14 protein-coding genes and 2 pseudogenes are annotated in these 17,812 nt (G+C 64.9%); 7 read left to right on the top strand and 9 right to left on the bottom strand.

Annotated features, from left to right (window positions below; translation table 11 throughout):
• Nucleotides 1-38: 38 nt before the first annotated feature.
• The 4 genes from KZO24_RS09015 to KZO24_RS09000 all read left to right on the top strand — a co-directional run bounded on the left by KZO24_RS09015 (nt 39) and on the right by KZO24_RS09000 (nt 2,890).
• Nucleotides 39-1,064 carry an aspartate-semialdehyde dehydrogenase gene (locus KZO24_RS09015; protein WP_271181641.1) on the top strand — a complete coding sequence of 342 codons (1,026 nt, stop codon included), beginning with the start codon at nt 39-41 and terminating at the stop codon, nt 1,062-1,064.
• A gap of 68 nt (nt 1,065-1,132) precedes the next feature.
• Nucleotides 1,133-1,672 (top strand): DUF1993 domain-containing protein, encoded by a 540-nt coding sequence (locus KZO24_RS09010; protein WP_271181640.1) that lies wholly within the window; start codon nt 1,133-1,135, stop codon nt 1,670-1,672.
• Nucleotides 1,669-2,112, top strand: coding sequence for a GFA family protein (locus KZO24_RS09005; protein WP_271181639.1), 444 nt, complete (start codon nt 1,669-1,671; stop codon nt 2,110-2,112). The genes KZO24_RS09010 and KZO24_RS09005 overlap by 4 nt, the downstream gene beginning before the upstream one ends.
• 19 nt (nt 2,113-2,131) lie before the next feature.
• On the top strand, nt 2,132-2,890 hold the full coding sequence (locus tag KZO24_RS09000) for an alpha/beta fold hydrolase (RefSeq protein ID WP_008830018.1): 759 nt from the start codon (nt 2,132-2,134) through the stop codon (nt 2,888-2,890).
• Nucleotides 2,891-2,988: 98 nt separating this feature from the next.
• On the opposite strand, the gene KZO24_RS08995 is transcribed toward KZO24_RS09000, so the two are convergent.
• Nucleotides 2,989-3,447: a cupin domain-containing protein gene (locus tag KZO24_RS08995; protein WP_036522612.1), complete on the bottom strand. Its 459-nt coding sequence runs from the start codon at nt 3,445-3,447 to the stop codon at nt 2,989-2,991.
• A gap of 161 nt (nt 3,448-3,608) precedes the next feature.
• Here KZO24_RS08995 and KZO24_RS08990 point away from each other — a divergent pair, with 161 nt between their 5' ends.
• Nucleotides 3,609-5,432 (top strand): M2 family metallopeptidase, encoded by a 1,824-nt coding sequence (locus KZO24_RS08990; protein WP_271181638.1) that lies wholly within the window; start codon nt 3,609-3,611, stop codon nt 5,430-5,432.
• On the opposite strand, the gene KZO24_RS08985 is transcribed toward KZO24_RS08990, so the two are convergent.
• From KZO24_RS08985 to KZO24_RS08970, 4 genes and pseudogenes are all read right to left on the bottom strand, one after another.
• The gene (locus KZO24_RS08985; protein WP_271181637.1) at nt 5,383-6,171 is read right to left on the bottom strand and encodes a sulfotransferase family protein; all 789 of its coding nucleotides are present in this window, start codon (nt 6,169-6,171) and stop codon (nt 5,383-5,385) included. The genes KZO24_RS08990 and KZO24_RS08985 overlap by 50 nt on opposite strands.
• A 259-nt stretch (nt 6,172-6,430) precedes the next feature.
• Complete coding sequence (locus tag KZO24_RS08980) at nt 6,431-9,214, bottom strand: TonB-dependent receptor (protein ID WP_486486087.1); 2,784 nt, start codon at nt 9,212-9,214, stop codon at nt 6,431-6,433.
• Between the two features lie 562 nt (nt 9,215-9,776).
• Nucleotides 9,777-11,206: pseudogene (locus KZO24_RS08975) on the bottom strand (AMP nucleosidase).
• Nucleotides 11,207-11,290: 84 nt separating this feature from the next.
• The gene (locus KZO24_RS08970; protein WP_271181634.1) at nt 11,291-11,797 is read right to left on the bottom strand and encodes a GNAT family N-acetyltransferase; all 507 of its coding nucleotides are present in this window, start codon (nt 11,795-11,797) and stop codon (nt 11,291-11,293) included.
• On the opposite strand from KZO24_RS08970, the gene KZO24_RS08965 reads away from it, so the two are divergent.
• Nucleotides 11,789-11,944 (top strand): hypothetical protein, encoded by a 156-nt coding sequence (locus KZO24_RS08965; protein ID WP_271181633.1) that lies wholly within the window; start codon nt 11,789-11,791, stop codon nt 11,942-11,944. The genes KZO24_RS08970 and KZO24_RS08965 overlap by 9 nt on opposite strands.
• Nucleotides 11,945-12,102: 158 nt before the next feature.
• Here the strand turns inward: KZO24_RS08965 and rplI are convergent, their stop codons facing one another.
• The 3 genes from rplI to rpsF are packed head-to-tail and all read right to left on the bottom strand — an operon-like array spanning nt 12,103 to nt 13,307.
• Nucleotides 12,103-12,699, bottom strand: coding sequence for a 50S ribosomal protein L9 (gene rplI, locus KZO24_RS08960; RefSeq protein WP_271181632.1), 597 nt, complete (start codon nt 12,697-12,699; stop codon nt 12,103-12,105).
• A gap of 15 nt (nt 12,700-12,714) precedes the next feature.
• A complete protein-coding gene (gene rpsR, locus KZO24_RS08955) occupies nt 12,715-12,939 on the bottom strand; it encodes a 30S ribosomal protein S18 (protein WP_007686754.1) in 225 nt (74 codons plus the stop codon).
• Nucleotides 12,940-12,944: 5 nt separating this feature from the next.
• Nucleotides 12,945-13,307 (bottom strand): 30S ribosomal protein S6, encoded by a 363-nt coding sequence (rpsF, locus tag KZO24_RS08950; protein ID WP_008832807.1) that lies wholly within the window; start codon nt 13,305-13,307, stop codon nt 12,945-12,947.
• A gap of 378 nt (nt 13,308-13,685) precedes the next feature.
• On the opposite strand from rpsF, the pseudogene KZO24_RS08945 reads away from it, so the two are divergent.
• A pseudogene (locus tag KZO24_RS08945) lies at nt 13,686-16,339 on the top strand (M1 family metallopeptidase).
• A 141-nt stretch (nt 16,340-16,480) separates the two neighbouring features.
• Here KZO24_RS08945 and KZO24_RS08940 read toward each other — a convergent pair.
• Nucleotides 16,481-17,716, bottom strand: a complete 1,236-nt coding sequence (locus KZO24_RS08940) for a polyhydroxyalkanoate depolymerase (RefSeq protein WP_486486086.1) — start codon at nt 17,714-17,716, stop codon at nt 16,481-16,483.
• Nucleotides 17,717-17,812: the final 96 nt, after the last annotated feature.

Genomic DNA, 17,812 nt, shown 5'->3' with positions numbered 1-17,812 from the left:
GCGTCCGCTTGCCCGGGCGCCTTTAAAGGGAATTTGCCATGGGTTACCGGGTTGCCGTCGTCGGTGCGACGGGGAATGTCGGCCGCGAAGTACTCAACATCCTTGCCGAGCGCGAATTCCCGGCGGACGAGATCGCCGCCGTGGCTTCCTCGCGCTCTGTGGGCACCGAAGTCGAGTATGGCGATACCGGCCGCATGCTCAAGGTGAAGAACCTGGAACATTTCGACTTCACGGGGTGGGACATCGCGCTGTTCGCCGCGGGTTCGGACGCGACGAAGATCTATGCGCCCAAGGCGGCCTCGCAGGGTTGCGTGGTCATCGACAACTCGTCGCTCTACCGCATGGACCCCGACGTGCCGCTGATCGTGCCCGAGGTGAACCCCGAGGCGATCGACGGGTACAAGGCCAAGAACATCATCGCCAATCCCAACTGCTCGACTGCGCAGATGGTCGTCGCGCTCAAGCCGCTGCACGACAAGGCGACGATCAAGCGCGTCGTCGTCGCGACGTACCAGTCGGTGTCCGGCGCGGGCAAGGCGGGCATGGACGAACTGTTCGAGCAGAGCCGCGCGATCTTCGTCGCCGACCCGGTCGTGCCGCGCAAGTTCACCAAGCAGATCGCCTTCAACGTGATCCCGCACATCGACGTGTTCCTCGACGACGGTTCCACCAAGGAAGAGTGGAAGATGGTGGTCGAGACCAAGAAGATCCTCGACCCGAAGATCAAGGTGCAGGCCACCTGCGTGCGCGTGCCGGTCTTCGTCGGCCACTCCGAAGCGCTGAACATCGAGTTCGAGAACGAGATCAGCGCCGAGGAAGCCCAGGACATCCTGCGCGAGGCGCCGGGCGTGATGCTCGTCGACAAGCGCGAGGACGGTGGATACGTCACTCCGATCGAGGCGGTGGGTGACGGCGCTACCTACGTCAGCCGCGTGCGCGAGGACCCGACCGTGGACAACGGCCTGGCGCTGTGGTGCGTGTCGGACAACTTGCGCAAGGGCGCGGCGCTCAATGCGGTTCAGATCGCGGAACTGCTGGGCCGCCGCCACCTCAAGAAGGGCTGAGGCGCGCGCTTGCAATCGGCTCGGCGGTAGCCACCTAACCTTCACCTGACACCGGGATGGAGGATTGCATGGACGCCGCCGAGACGAAGAACGCCCTCAAACTGCTGGCCGCCCGGCTGGAGACGCTGTCGGCGGTGCTCGACAAGGCCGAGGAATGGGCGGCAGAGGCGGATGTCGCGCTTGACGAACTGGCGGCGGCGCGGCTGGCCGGGGACATGCATCCGCTGGCCTGGCAGGTCGCGGCAACCTGCACGCAGCCGCTGCAGTTCGTCGTCTGGAGCCGGGGCGCGGACCTGCCCAACGAAGTGCAGCCGGTGGTCGACTGGGCAGAAGCCCGCGCGGTGCTGGCGGACACGATCGCGCTGCTGGCTACGGAAGTCGCGGCCGTCACGCCCGAAGCCAAACGGATCGTGCTGGAGCGGATGGGCGTCTACCTCGAACTGCCCGCGCAGCGTTATCTCGACGACTGGATCCTGCCCAACCTCTATTTCCACCTGACCACGGCTTACGCGATCCTGCGGATGAAGGGCGTGCCGCTCGGCAAGGCCGACTTCATGCGGCACATCGGCGGCGATATCCGGCCGCTGGCGCCCGAGCCGGCGTCATGACGCGGGCAATGACCGGCGGCTGCCAGTGCGGCCGCATCCGCTACCGCGCCGAGGTTGAGCCCGACAAGGCATACTTGTGCCATTGCCGCATGTGCCAGCGGGCGACCGGCGGGGTGTCTATCGCGTTCGTCAATGCGCCGCAATCGGCCGTGCGGTGGGAGACGGAGCCGGACTGGTACGCCTCATCGCCGATCGCGCATCGGCCGTTCTGCTCGCAGTGCGGCACGCCGCTGGGCTTCGCATTTCTGGACGGGGATAACATCGACCTGACCGTCGGCAGCTTCGACGATCCCGCGCCGTTCCGCCCCAGCCAGAACTATGCGACCGAAAGCATGTTGACGGCATGGACCGACGTGCGGCACTTGCCCGGCATGACGAGCGCCGAGAACGCGAGCGTCATGGACCGATGGAAGGCCGCCGGTCTCGAGCCGCCTGAATGACCGGAAAGCGAGTTTGCCTGTGAGCGATGTGAAGACCGATTTCGTCGAAGGTTTCGGCGGGGCGAAGCTCGCCCTGCACACCATGGGCGATACCGGCGGACGGCCGTTGGTGCTGCTGCACGGGCTGTTCTCCAGCGCCGAGGTGAACTGGATCAAGTTCGGCAATGCCAAGATACTCGCCGATGCGGGCTTCGAGGTGTTCATGCCGGACTTGCGCGCTCACGGGCAGAGCGACGGCCCGCACGATGCGGATGCCTATCCGTCCGACGTGCTGGTGCGCGATCTCAAGGCGGTGATCGGCTCGCTGGGCCTTTCGGAATACGACCTCGGCGGCTTTTCGCTTGGCGCGCGGACGGTGGTGCGCGGCGTGCTGGCGGGGCTGGCGCCGCAGCGGCTGGTGCTGGGCGGAATGGGGCTGACGGGCCTGTCGGGCTGGGCGAAGCGCAGCGCGCATTTCGTCGACGCCATCGACCGCTTCGGGACCATCGAGCGCGGCGACAAGGCGTTTGTGGCGCAGGCTTTCATGAAGTCGATGAAGATCGACCGCGTGGCCGCGCGCCTGCTGCTTGGCTCGGTGGACGACACCGCGCCCGACGCCATCGCGCAAGTGACGATGCCGACGCTGTGCGTGTGCGGCGCGGACGATCACGACAACGGCTCGGCGCAGGACCTCGCCGCGGCACTGCCGCAGGGCACTTATGCTGAAGTGCCGGGCAATCACATGTCGTCGGTGACGTTCAAGGATCTCGGCAGGGCGATCGCTGGGTTTCTGGGCTGACCGCGCCTATCGTCATTGCGAGCACAGCGTAGCAATCCAGGGCAACACCGAGCGGCTCTGGGTTGCTTCGCTGCGCTCGCAAAGACGGTGAGGATGTTTCAGGCGAAAGGCACGGCCTCTTCCGGCCAGCCGTCGAAGGTTTCGGTGAGGGCGGCCCAGTCGTCTGCGAAGCGGATATTGATCGCACGCAAGGTGGCGTCGTCCGGGCGGGAGGCCTCATGGCCGTCACCGGTCGTGTCGACGAAGACGAAGGCGTCGCCGGGGCCGCCGGTCACGCGGCGCAGGTCTCCATCCGTCACGGTGATGGTGAGGCGGCCTTCAAGGATCGTCTGGAGGCTGCCGAAGCCCTGCGCGGTATGGAAGCTGTCGGTGAAGGCAGGGCCTTCCCAGATCACCGTGCGCCAGCCCAGCGCGGGGCGCGGCGGGTCGAGGTAGGACAGGCCGCCCGCCATGGTCACGGGCTTCATGCGGGAGCGGCCTTCCGGCGTGGCGTAGACGACATGGATCGGCATGTGGAGCGAGCGTCCCCCTTGCTTGATGGAAGCAGCCCGCAGCATGGTCGCAAAACCTCGCTTCAGTGTGCCCGGCCACTCCTTTGATCGCATGGCGGCGATGCGTTGCTGCACTCGTGGCCGAGGATATTCGTCCGCCAGCGGTTGATCCCGCGCGAGGGGCGACTAGTCTCGCGGCCATTCAAAGGTTCAGAGAGGTTCCCCCCATGAAATTCGCCTCCACCGCGCTTGCCGCATTGGCTGCAAGCCTTTCGTTCGCCGTCGTCCCGGCCCATGCGGAGGATTACCCGCAGACGGCGGAGGGTGCCGCGAAGTTCGTCGCCGATGCCGAGAAGGACCTGTTCGACTTCTCGCTGGGTAACAATCAGGCGAACTGGGTCAATTACACCTACATCACCGAGGATACCGACGCGCTGGCGGCGAAGTCCAACGGCGACCTCACCGAGAAGCAGGTGAAGTACGCGGTCGAAGCGGCGAAGTTTGCGAAGGTTTCCGGTCTCGATGCGGACGTGTCGCGCAAGCTGGGCATCCTGCGTCAGGGCATCGTCCTGCCCGCGCCCAACACGCCCGGCGCGGCGGCGCAGTTGAGCGAGATCACCACGCGGCTATCGTCGGCCTATGGCAAGGGCAAGGGCACGCTCGACGGCAAGTCGATCAACGGTTCGGACATCGAGGCGGAGATGGGCAACCTGCAGCATAGCCCGGCCGAATTCGCCGAAATGTGGACCAGCTGGCACGACAACGTCGGCGCGCCGATGAAGGCGGACTACGCGCAGATGGTCGGCATCGCCAACCAGGGCGCGAAGGAACTGGGCTATGCCGACGTCGGCGCCATGTGGCGCTCCGGCTACGACATGACGCCCGAGCAGTTCGCCGCCGAAACCCAGCGCCTGTGGGAAGAGACCAAGCCGCTCTATCTGGCGCTGCATACTTACGTGCGCCGCAAGCTGAACGAGAAGTACGGCGATGCCGTGCAGCCGCGCACCGGCCCGATCCGCGCCGACCTACTCGGCAACATGTGGGCGCAGGAATGGGGCAACGTCTACCCGCTCGTCGCGCCGCAGGGTGCGGGTGATCTCGGATATGACATAGGTGATCTGCTGAAGGCGCAGGGCAAGAAGCCGCTCGACATGGTTAAGGCGGGCGAGGGGTTCTATTCCTCGCTGGGCTTCGATCCGCTGCCGGGCACGTTCTGGACCCGCTCGATGATCACCAAGCCCGCCGACCGCGAGGTGATCTGCCACGCCTCGGCATGGGACGTCGACAACAAGGACGACATCCGCATCAAGATGTGCACGAAGGTCAATTCCGAGGACTTCGTCACGATCCACCACGAACTGGGCCACAACTATTACCAGCGCGCCTACAACAAGCAGCCATATCTCTACCTGAACGGCGCCAACGACGGCTTCCACGAGGCGATCGGCGACTTCATCGCGCTGTCGATCACGCCGCAGTACCTCGTGCAGATCGGCCTGCTCGACAAGAGCAAGGTCCCCGGCGCCGACAAGGACATCGGCCTGCTGCTGCGTCAGGCGATGGACAAGGTGGCGTTCCTGCCCTTCGGCCTGATGATCGACCGCTATCGCTGGGGCATCTTCGACGGCTCGATCCAGCCCGCCGACTACAACAAGGCGTGGACGAAGATGCGCCTCGACTATCAGGGCATCACCCCGCCCTCGGCGCGCTCGGACGACGGGTTCGATGCGGGCGCGAAGTTCCACGTTCCGGGCAACACGCCTTACACCCGCTACTTCCTCGCGCGGATTCTGCAGTTCCAGTTCTATCAGGCGGCTTGCAAGCAGGCCGGGTGGAAGGGGCCGCTGCACCGCTGCAGCTTCTACGGCAACAAGAAGGTCGGCGAGAACCTGAATGCGATGCTGGCGATGGGCATGTCGAAGCCCTGGCCCGAGGCGCTCAAGACGTTCACCGGCTCGCCGCAGATGAGCGCCAAGCCGATGCTGGACTACTTCGCGCCGCTCAAGAAGTGGCTCGACGCGCAGAACAAGGGCGAGACTTCAGGCTGGTGACCCGCATGGCGCCGCGCCACAGGGCATAATCCCCGGCGTAGAAGTCCTCGATGAAGGCTTCCTGGCTGGGATTGAGCCGGATCGGCGCGGCGGCTTTATTGCTGCGGTTGAGGCGGGGCAGGGCGTCGAGTTCGTCCAGCCCCATGATGGCGCCGAGGCTGTCGATCTCCTCGTAGGGGATCAGGTTTTCGACGCGGCAGTCGCCCCTGGCGTCGGTCAGATACCAGGACTGCGGGCGGAAGATGTGGTCGATGTCGAACGGACTGCGCGCGGTGGCGAGGTGGTCGATGGCGTCGTCCACGCTTTCGAACGCGCGGTAACGCGCGTTGAAGGGGCGGGCGACCTTGCGATCGCGGGTGCCGCCGTTGCTGGCATAGGTGAAGGCCGAAAGGAACCGGCACACCGGGTCGCGCAGGATGGCGAAGCTCGGCAGGTCGAGCACGCGCGGGGCGACGCTGGCGTAGTAGCGCACGGTCTCGTGCTTGATCTGGGTTCCGTAGAGCTGGTGGCAGACCGAGGTTCCGGCGTTCTTGGGCACATGGATGAACAGCACGCCGCGCCGCTGGATGGTCGTGATGCGCTCGCGCCGCTTGGCGTTGGGCCGGTAGGGCAGCGGAGAGCGCGCCAGCCTTTCGGGCACGTCGCTGACGAGGCGGACGCGAAAGGCGGAGGCGATCAGGCGGTTGATCCCGGCAGTGCCGGTGGCGCCTGAAGTCGAAGTCTGGGAGGGCTTTGGCATGCCCCGGACGCTATGGGGCGAACTTGAACCTGCAATTTCATCAATATTTCATTCAGGCGAGCGGAAGCGCCCCTGCGGCGAGTGCCGCAAGGACGCTTTGGGTCGCCCGCGAATCGCGGTTCCTCACATCGTCATTCCCGCGAAGGCGGGAACCCATCTCCTGAATTGTCGTGTTGCACGATCATCAGTTGGGTCCCCGCCTTCGCGGGGATGACGGAAATTGGGTGGCAGCGATCGCCATCACCAGCACCCAGTTTCATCAGAAGTCGACGGTGATGCCGGTGAAGAACGTCCGGCCGTAGACGTCGTAGGTCGACGGATAGGTGTTCGACTGCTCCTGGTTGTCACCAAGGACAGGCGGCTTCTTGTTGAACATATTGTTCATGCCGATGTTCCAGGTGAAGCGCTTGGCCACGTCGACGCTCGCGCTGAGGTCGAAGTAGTTATAGGCCGGGATATGGTCGACCGCATAGCCGCCGGTGTCGTCGTCCACCGCCGAGAGGTGGCGCCATGCCAGCGACACGCTCAGGTCCTCGGTCGACCAGGTGGCGCGGCTGTTGAGGCGCCACTTGGCGTAGACGTTGCTGCAGCTCAGGCCGAACTTGCCCGCGCAGTCGACCACGAGGTCGGGCAGCGAGGCCATCGGGCGGAACGTCCAGTTCATCAGGTAAGACCCCGCGACGCGCAGGTTCAGCTTGCTGGAGTTGTTGCGGCCGAACGCCAGCGGGATGGTGTACTGCGCGTCGAAGTCGATGCCGTCGGTTTTGACCCCGCCGGTGTTGCTCAGGTTGTCGATGGCGCCGACGATGGTGCCGGTGCTGTCGCGCGGCAGCAGCGAACAGGTGCTGCTGTCGTAGGACGTGTAGTTGTTGCCTGCGTCGCCGTAGCAGGCCGTGAGCAGGTTGGCGGTGCCGACGGCGGTGATGAAGTTGTCGATCTTGATGTGATAGTAGTCGGCCGTGATCGACAGGCCCGGGATCATCTGCGGCTGGAGCACGACACCGAAGGTGTAGGTGTTCGCGGTCTCCTCGCGCAGCTTGGTGTTGCCGCCGTTGTAGCTTTCGATCTGGGTCGCGGCGGCATTGTACTGGTCGTTACCCACGTCCGCAGCGGCGACGCCCGAGGCGACGCAGGCGGCGTAAAGGTTGGAGTAGCTCGTCGCGTCCGGCGTCGAGCACGGATCGGTCGCAGTCTCGAAGTTCTGCGAGCTGCCGCTATAGAGGTCGTTCACCGTCGGCGCACGCACCGCGCGGGAGAACTGGCCACGGAAGCTGATGTCCTTGATCGGCGCGTAGACGAGCCCGGCCGAGAAGGTGCCCACCGACTTGGCCGCCGTCGAGTAGTACGAGTAGCGGGCCGCGCCGTTGAATTCGAGGCGCTCGATGAAGGGCTTGTCGGCGATCAGCGGCACGTCGATTTCGGCGAACAGCTCCTTGACGTTGCAGCCGCCCGAAGTCGCGTCGCTGGCGTTGAAGCCGACGACGTCGCCGGAGGACAGCAGTTCGTCCGGGTTGTAGCTGCCGTGCTCGGAGCGGTACTCGGCGCCGAACGCGAAACCGGCCGGGCCTGCGCCGAGGTCGAACAGGTTGTTGTTGCTGATCGCGCCGCTGACGACCTTCTCGGTGATGGTCGAGCGGTTGACGGTGTCGATCGACAGGAAGTCGACCGCCGCGTCGCTGATGTTGCCCTCGCCGAAGATGTTCACGGGCACGCAGCCGTTGCTGGTGTCGGTGCACACGAGGTTGCCGTCGGCGTCATAGGTCGTCAGCAGGCCCTGCTGCAGACGGCTGCGCGAGATGTTGCCGTACTGGTACTCGGTCCGCCGGGTGCGCGAGAAGCTGGCGTAGACGTCGTAGCTCCAGTCGTGGCCGATGTCGCCGCGCGCGCCGATCAGGCCGCGCACCGCCTTGCTGTCGGTGACCTGTACGCGGTCGCCGATCTCGCTCAGGCGGCGGTAGATGTTGGCGGTGGTGTAGCCGTCGCCGTCGGTGTCGTAGCCCTGCAGAAGCGCCTGGCTGTCGGCCGAGAGGAACGAGCTGTCGTTGTCGATCGAGAAGCTGCCGGTCACCGGGGTCGGCGCTAGCTGGTTCTTGACGCGGTTGTGGACGTACTGGCCCTCGGCATAGAGCGTCAGCGCGTCGCTGACGTCGAAGTGCGCCTGCGCGAAGACGAGTTCGCGCTTTTGCGGGACCTGCAGGTAGTTCTCGGTCGCGTAGTTGTAAGCGTCGGTGCTGCTGTCGTAGGCCGAATAGCTGCCGTCCTGCCCGAACTTGTAGTTGGTGCCGCCCAGATTCATGCGCGTCGCCGGGATCGACGAGGAGCCACCCGCGACGAGGGTGCCATCGTCGCCGTCGGTCATGGCCGTCTTGGTGTAGCTGCGCGATGCCTGCGTGATCGCCTTGCGCTGGCTGTACTCGCCGTAGACGGTGATGTTGCCGCGCCCGTCCGCGAAGTTCTTGCCCGCCAGAATGCCGCCCGTGTACTGCGCGCCGTCGCCCGCGTCGGTCAGGCGGTAGTTGGCGTTGGCCTGGATACCGTCGTAGTCCTGCTTCGTCACGAAGTTGACGACGCCGGTGACCGCGTCCGAACCGTAGACGGCCGACTTGCCGCCGGTCACCACGTCGACGCGCTCCAGCAGGGCGGTCGGGATCGTGTTGAGGTCGACGATCTGGTTGGTGTCGTACGAGACGTAGCGGCGGCCGTTGACCAGCACCAGCGTGCGCGAGGCGCCGAGGCCGCGCAGGTTGGCGGTGGCGACGCCGTCACCCGGGTTGTTCGAGGCGCCGGTCTGGTCGGGGACCAGCTGCGGGATTTCCTTCAGAACGTTCTCGACGTTGACCTGGCCGGTCGCCTTCATCTCGGCGGCGGTCACGGCCATGATCGGCGCGGCCTGCTCGAGGTTGGCATTGCGCAGGCGCGAGCCGGTGACGATGATCGCGTCGCCGGTGTCGGCCGCGTCCGTGGCGGAGGGCGCTTCGTCCTGCGCGTGCGCTGCCGCAGGCAGGCCCATCAGCAGGGTCGAAGCCAGAAGCAAACGCTTCATGTGGGGGTCATTGATGCTCCTTTCGCAGATTCCGGCGGTGCGAAATCCTCGACGCCGGAAGCAGGCGAATGCGTCTGCTCCCGTAAGGATCAGGCTGTCATCATATAATCATCGATGTGCGGATAATGAATTGATGGCGTTGTATATCGATCACATCTATTTCAATATTGGAAATAAACGTGAAATATACCTGAAATTCATTTCACATATGTTTCATTGAAAATAAGTTAATCGAATTCAGTTTCTATATTGAATGCAGGATTATTCGCGAAAGTAAATGTTCTGTGGCCGTTTGGAAGGCTTGCGATGACATTGGGAATAAGATTGCGCTTGAGCCTATCGTCGTTTCGGAATGCGGGCATAAAATTACCAACCACCAGAACATTCGCGCGAGTGCGCGTAGCGAAATTCTGCAGGCTCTCTGCGTGTTAAGCGGCGTATCACGAATATATCCCGCGAGGGAGAGTAGCCGTCCGCCGCTTTTCTGCAGGCGCAACGAAAAAGCCGACCGCCGCTCAGGTCGCGACGGTCGGCTTCGTGTTCTGGCCCGGTAGGCTGTTTCCTACCGGAACGGCGGCTCGTTGAACGCGCGCAGCTTGCGCGAGTGCAGGCGGTCACCCTGTTCGCGCAGCAGGTCGCAGGTGATGAGGCCGATCTTGAGGTGGCTGGCGATCGCCTCTTCATAGAAGCGGTTGGCCTGGCCCGGCAGCTTGAGTTCGCCGTGCAGCGGCTTGTCCGAGACGCACAGCAGCGTCCCGTAAGGTACGCGGAAGCGGTAGCCCTGCGCGCTGATCGTGGCGCTTTCCATGTCGATGCCGATCGCGCGGCTCAGCGAGAAGCGCTTGGCGGACTCGGTGTAGCGCAATTCCCAGTTGCGATCGTCGGTGGTGACGATGGTGCCGGTGCGCATCCGCTTCTTGAGGTTCGCGCCGCCTTCGCCGCTGACGACCTCGGCCGCCTGCGCCAGGGCCAGCTGCACTTCGGCGATGGCGGGCAGCGGGATCTCGGGCGGCAGCACCGGGTCGAGCACGTGGTCGTCCCGCAGATAGGCATGGGCGAGCACGTAGTCGCCGATGCGCTGGCTTTCGCGCAGGCCGCCGCAGTGGCCGATCATCAGCCACGCCTCGGGGCGCAGCACCGCGAGGTGATCGGTGATGGTCTTGGCGTTGGACGGGCCGACACCGATGTTGACCAGCGTGATGCCCGAACCGTCCTTGCGAATGAGGTGGTAGGCGGGCATCTGGTGGCGGCGCCATGCGGTGTCGGACAGGCGTGCGCGCGCGTTCTCAACCGGCGCGTCGAGATAGAGGCCGCCGGCGCCCGAAAGCGCGACATAGCCGTCCGAGCCGACTTGCGTGCCCGCCCAGTCCACGAACTCGTCCACATAGCGGTGGTAGTTGGTGAACAGCACGAAGCGCTGGCAGTGGTCCGGGCTTGTGCCGGTGTAGTGCGCCAGGCGCGCGAGGGAGAAGTCGGTGCGCAGGCCGTCGAACAGGGCCAGCGGGTGCGGTTCGTCCTCGGCGGCGAGGAAGGTGCCGTCGGCGATCTCGTCGCCGATCATCGCCAGTTCGGTGCTGGGGAAGTGGCTCGCCAGTTCCTGCGGGGTGACTGTGCCGACCGATACGCCTTCGAGCACGTAGGGGAAGGGGATCTCCTGCGTGGACGCGGCTACCTCGAATTCCACTTCGTACTCGGCCTCGATCAGTGCGAGCTGTTCCTCGAGGTAGGAGGCGAAGAGATGCGGGCGCGTAACGGTAGTGGCATATGTGCCAGCCATCTCGAGCCGCCCGAACGCGCGCGAGGCGCGGGCGTTGAGTTCGGTGCCGCGATACGTGATCCGCAGCTCCGGATATGTCCAGAGCCGGTTCGCGCGGCGATCTGAAGGGGGAGGATGCCGTTCTCTACGAAGGCGGCGATATCGGCCTTGAGAGTGGAAACGGCGGCTTCGTAAACGCGGACCAATTCCGCGATGGTTTCTTTCATCTTCTGCATGGCCATCTATTACGCATTCCGTGCTGCGGCGCAATAGGGGGCGATATGGGCAGGGTGATGACGGTGTCGTTGCGTCGTCCCGGATCAAGTCCGGGACGACGACAGCTCCAGCGAGAGATACGTCACCGTCTTGCCGTTCTCCAGCAGCGCCTCGCCGATGGGCGTGAAGCCGAGGGCGGCATGGAAGGCGTCGGAAGCCGGGTTGGGAGGATCGGAATTGACCTCGCAGACCACGCGCTCGTGGCCTGCAGCGCGTGCGGCGTCGAATAGGTGGGCGTAGAGCTTGCGGGCCAGACCCCGACCGCGCGCTTCCGGAGCGACGACAACGCGGTCGACGTAGACGAAGCTGGCATAGCGTTGTTCGAACCAGCGGTAGTTGGCGCTGTCGTATGCGGCTCCGGGCGCGAAGGCGAGGAGCAGGGCGTCCACGCTGCCGACCCGCGCGGCGAGGAATGCCTCCTCCACCAGCATCGCCATGCGCGCTTCGTCGGCGAAGGAGAGTTCGACGGCGTGGGCGTTGTTGAGCGCCAGCATCGCGCGGCGCAGGGCTGCGTCGGCGCGGTAGTCGGCGGGGGTGACGGGATGGATCATGGTTTTCCGCGTCTGCCCGGTCGAGGGGGCTTCGACAAGCTCAGCCTGAGCGGGATTTGGATTTTCATTGATCGTCATTGCGAGCGCAGCGAAGCAATCCAGAGCGGCGCTGAATTGCCCTGGATTGCTTCGCTGCGCTCGCAATGACGAAGGGGGCATCGGATGCTCTGAGAGCCTGCTCTCAACACCGCTCAGGCTGAGCTTGTCAAAGCCCCATCGGCACAAACTGCTCGACCCAAAAGGAAAAGCCCCCGTTCCGCTTGGGAACGAGGGCTTTGCTATTCCTCGGTAACCGAAGGAAAGGCTCAGGCCTGCGCCTCGCCCTCTTCCTCGGTTTCCTCGACCGCGATTTCGCCGGGTTCGGCGTTCGGGTCGTAGGCTTCGGTGAAGCCCGAGACGTCCTGTTCGAACATCGCGGCCATCACGTCCACGCCCTGCGACTGCAGTTCGGCTTCGTCGGGCGAACGGGCGACGTTCACCTTGACGTTGACCGCAACTTCGGGGTGCAGCGAAACCTTGACGTCGAAGATGCCGAGCGTCTTGATCGGGCGCTCGAGCACGATCATCTGCTTCGACACGTTCGCGCCTTCGGCGTTCAGGCCATCGACGATGTCGCGGACCGAAACCGAACCGTAAAGCTGGCCCGAGTTCGACGAGGCGCGGATCAGGACGATCTGCTTGCCTTCGACGTTGCCCGAGTTGGCTTCGGCAGCCGTACGACGCTCTGCGTTGTCGGCTTCGATCTTGGCGCGGTTGGCTTCGAAGACCTTCTTGTTCGCGTCGTTGGCGCGGAGGGCCTTCTTGTTCGGAAGCAGGTAGTTACGGGCGTAACCGTCCTTGACCGAGACGACGTCGCCGATGGCGCCGAGCTTCTCGATGCGTTCCAGGAGGATGATCTGCATGGGTAGGTCCCTCCCTTACTTCACGATGAAGGGAAGCAGGCCGATGTGGCGGGCACGCTTGATAGCCTGGCCCAGCTCACGCTGCTTCTTTGCGGAAACCGCGGTGATGCGGCTGGGGACGATCTTGCCACGCTCGGACATGAAGCCCTGAAGCAGACGAACGTCCTTGTAGTCGATCTTCGGCGCGTTCTTGCCCGAGAACGGGCAGGACTTGCGGCGGCGGAAGAATGCACGTGCCATGGAAATCAGTTCCCTTCACGTTCGCGACGGCGAGTACGCTCGCGGTCGGTCTTGCGCATCATGACCGAAGGGCCTTCCTCGTGCTCGTCGACGCGGATGGTCACGTAGCGGATGACGTCTTCGTTGATCTGCGTCTGGCGCTCGAGCTCGGCGACGACGTCGCCCGAAGCCTCGATGTTCAGCATCACGAAGTGAGCCTTGCGGTTGCGCTTGATCTTGTACGCGAGATTCTTGAGGCCCCAGGTCTCGGTCTTGACGACCTTGCCCTGGTTCGACTCGACGATCTCGGTGGCGGCGGCAGCAAGCGCATCGACTTGCGCCTGGCTGAGGTCCTGGCGTGCCAGGAACACGTGCTCATATAGAGCCACGGCAGCTTCCTTTATCTAGTCTAACCGATCGCTGGCGACTCGCGGGATTGCGAGGCCCCTCCGGCTTTCTTTGGGTTTCCCTGTGTCCTCGGACTTTGGGGAAGGGGCGCGCTTAGCGGATTTTGGACGGAATGCAAGCGCGGTGTGGGCAGAGAAGGGGAAGCCCACTCCGGCCCCTCCCGCAGGCGGGAGGGGAGAAGTGAGGTCAGCCTTCCCGCTCGCGCGAGGGCCGGAAGGCTTGGCAGCTTGCTGCCTAGCCGGACGGGGTGGGCCCTGTGACTCCCGCAGCGTTTAAAATTGCACACAACAGGTAAATTGTTGCGCGCTCACGACAGGACGTTAGCAAGGCGTCATCCCCCCATCTGGTGTGAGTCGTCCATGAAGAAACCGTATCGTCGCGCCGCGCTGGCGCTTCTCGCCGGCGTTGCCCTTCCGTTTTCCGTTTCCGCGCAGGAAGTTGGCACTGCTTCCACAACCAAGGGCGCAACGGCGGAGACGGTGACCACGCAGCTTCCGCGCAGCGTTCGCCCCAGCCACTACGACATCACCGTCACTCCCGATGCCAAGGCGATGACCTTCGCGGGCAAGGCGGCGATCACGGTCGACGTGGTCGAGGCGACGCAGACGATCACGCTGCAGGCGGCCGAACTGACGATCGCCAAGGCGGCACTGACCAAATCGGGCAAGAAGGCCGGTACGCCCACCGTCTCGCTCGACGAGGCCGCGCAGACCGCGACCTTCACGTTTGCCAAGCCCATCGCGCCGGGCAGCTACGTGCTGTCGATCGACTATGCGGGCAAGATCAATACGCAGGCCTACGGCCTCTTCGCGCTGGACTACAAGGCGGCCGACGGTTCGGCCAAGCGCGCGCTGTTCACCCAGTTCGAGAACTCGGACGCGCGCCGCTTCATGCCCTCGTGGGATGAGCCGTTCTACAAGGCCACCTTCAGCCTCAAGACCGTGGTGCCGACCGAGGAAGTCGCCGTCGGCAACCTGCCGGTGGAAAGCCGCAAGGACCTGGGGGCGGCAAGACGCTGGTGACCTTCGGCACCAGCCCCAAGATGTCGACCTACCTGCTGTTCTTCGGCCTCGGCGATTTCGAGCGCAAGACCAAGATGGCGGGCGACACCGAAGTGGGCGTGCTCACCAAGAAGGGCGATCTGGCGCAGGCGGATTACGCGCTGGGCGCCTCGGTCGACCTGCTGCCGTGGATGAACGAATACTTCGGCGAGAAGTACCCGCTGCCCAAGCTCGACCACATCGCGGCGCCGGGTCGTAGCCAGTTCTTCTCCGCCATGGAGAACTGGGGCGGCATCTTCTACTTCGAGAACGCGATGCTGCTCGATCCCAAGATCGCGTCGAACGCGCTGCGCCAGCGCATCTTCACGGTCGTCGCGCATGAAATGGCGCACCAGTGGTTCGGCGATCTCGTCACGATGTCGTGGTGGGACGACCTGTGGTTGAACGAGGGCTTCGCCTCGTGGATGGAAAGCCGCGCGGCGGCCAAGTTCCACCCCGAATGGCACCCCGAACTGACCGCCACCGGCGAGCGTGAGCGCGCCATGGACCAGGACGCCTACGTCACCACCCACCCGATCATCCACCACATCGCCACCGTGGAAGAGGCCAGCCAGGCCTTCGACAACATCACCTACGCCAAGGGCGAGGCGGTGATCCGCATGCTCGAAGCCTATGCCGGTTCGGACGAGTGGCAGAAGGGCGTGCAGGCCTACATGGCGCGCTACAAGCACTCCAACACCGTCACCGACGACCTGTGGCGCGAGATCGACAAGGCTTCGGGCAAGCCGATCAGCCAGATCGCGCACGACTTCACGCTGCAGCCGGGCATTCCGCTGGTGAAGGTGACGTCCTCGTGCGCAGCCGGCTCGACCACGCTGGCGCTGGAGCAGGGCGAGTTCACCCGCGACCGCGCCGACAAGCAGCCGCTCGCCTGGCGCGTGCCGGTCAGCGCTGCGGGCACGGACGACACCAGGGCCGAGACGCTGCTGCAGGGCAAGGGTTCGCTCAAGGTCGCGGGCTGCGGTCCGGTCGTCGTCAATGCGGGCCAGTCGGGCTACTACCGCGTGCTCTATGATGCGAAGACCTTCGCGGGTCTGGTCAAGGGCATCGCTTCGGTGCAGCCGGTCGACCAGCTCGGCATCCTCAACGATGCGGTGGCGCTCGGCTACGCGGGCAACCAGCCGATGGCCGACATGCTCGACGTGGTGAAGAACCTGCCCGCCAATGCCTCGCCGCAAGTGATGGAGCGCGCGGCGAAGGTGATCGGCGGCCTCGCCGACTTCGCCAAGGACAACGCGAAGCGCAAGGCGGCTCTCTCGCGCTTCGCCACGAAGCGCCTGCTGCCGGTGCTGAACACGCTCGGCTGGGAGCCGAAGGCGGACGAGCAGGCCACCGCCGGCGACCTGCGCGCCACGCTGATCGATACACTGGGCACGCTGGGCGAACCCTCGGTGGTCGCCGAGGCACGTCGCCGCTTCGCCGATCCGGCCTCGATCGATCCCTCGGTGAAGGTCGCGGTGCTCACCGTCGTCGCGAAGAACGCGGACGCGGCGACCTGGGACAAGCTGCACACGATGGCGCAGGAAGAGACCTCGGCGCAGGTCAAGACCACGCTCTACTCGCTGCTGGGCCGCGCCAACGACAAGGCGCTGGCCGACAAGGCGCTGGCCCTGTCGCTCACCGACGAGCCGGGCGTGACCACCAGCCCGGTGATCGTCAGCGCCGTCGGCGGCGAGCATCCCGAGCAGGCGTTCGACTTCGTCCTCGCCAACTACGATGCGGTGATGAGCCGCGTCGATAGCTCGGGTGCGACGCGCTACGTCGGGCGCCTGGCCACCGGCAGTTCCGATCCGGCGATGCCGGCCAAGCTGGACGCCTATGCGAAGCAGCGCCTCGCGGCCGGTTCGCGCCGTCCGGTGGACGAGGCGATCGCCAAGATCCAGAACCGCATCCAGGTCGGCCAGACCCGCATGCCGGAAGTGGACGCCTGGCTGGCGAAGCAGGGGTATTGAGGAGCGCTTCACCCTCCCCGTCGCGTAGCGATGGGGAGGGGGACAGCCGCCGCAGGCGGTGGTGGAGGGGAGATGACGCCCCTCCGTCAACCCTGCGGGCTGCCACCTCCCCATTGTTTCGCAACAGGGAGGATTTGGCTTTCACGCCATTGCCAGGATCATGCTGCGCACTTGCGGATAGACCTCGCGCTCCCACTTCGAGCCCGAGAACACGCCGTAGTGGCCCACCCCCGGTTGCAGGTGGTGGCGCTTCAGGTGCGGCCGCAGGCTGGTGCACAGCAGGTGCGCCGCCGCCGTCTGGCCCACTGCGCAGATATCGTCGCGCTCGCCCTCGACGGTGAGCAGCGCGGTCTTGCGGATCGCCGCGCAGTCCACCCGGCGGCCGCGGTGCACCAGTTCGCCCTTCGCCAGCTGCGCCTGCTGGAACACCCGGTCGATGGTTTCGAGGTAGAATTCCGCCGTCATGTCCAGCACCGCGAGGTACTCGTCGTAGAAGTCCTCGATCTTCGCCGCTTCGTCCATCTCCAGGTCGGCGAGGTGCTGGTAGAGCTTGCGGAACTGCGCATTGTGCCGCCCCATGTTCATCGACATGAACGCGGTGAGCTGGATGAACCCCGGATAGACCTTGCGTCCACCGCCCTTGTAGCGCCACGGAACGGTGTGGATGAGGTTGTTTTCGAACCAGTCGTAGCTCTGCGCATTGGCAAGCTCGTTCACCACCGTGGGGGATCTGCGTACGTCCACCGGCCCGCCAAGCAGCGACATGGTGCGCGGCTGGCACGGGTCGTCGTCCTGCGCCATGATGGCCACCGCCGCCAGCACCGGCACGCAAGGCTGGCACACCGCCAGCACGTTGGCGCCGCGCCTTGCCGCCGGATCGCCGATCTCCTGCAGGAAGCGAATGACGTAGTCGATGTATTCGTCCAGCCCGAACTTGCCTGCGGAGAGCGGCACGTCGCGCGCGTTCTTCCAGTCGGTGATGTAGACGTCGTGGTCGCGCAGCAGCGTCGCGACCGTATTGCGCAGAAGCGTGGCGAAGTGGCCCGAAAGCGGCGCCACCACCAGCACTTTGGGTTGCGGCGTGGTCACCTCCGGCTTGGCGAAGTGGAGCAGATCGCCGAAGGGCAGGGCCAGCGCCACGTCCTCGACCACCGGCGTCATGGTATTGCCGCAGAGCACTTCATCGATGTCGTAAGGCGGGCGCTTGTGGGTGATCGTCGATTTGTCGAACGTCTCGGCCAGAGCGAAGAGGCGGCGCGCCATCGGCATCGTCTTCGCCCCGCCCAGGAACTTGTCGCGAAAACCGGTCGCCGCGCGTGCGGTCAGGCGCGCCGGGGTCAGGACGTCGCAATAAGCCTGGTAGGCGTCATAGAGCATCCGCAATATCCCTCAGGCACCTCGCGATTCGGCGAGTGTGCACGCAAACGGTTGTACAATCATGCTGCGCTGCATCATAACCCGATGCAAGCTGAA

The sequence above is a fragment of the Novosphingobium sp. NFX11 genome (genome assembly GCF_057376415.1).
Note: the sequence above shows the minus strand (reverse complement) of the source record. Positions and strands in the feature narration are given on the sequence as shown.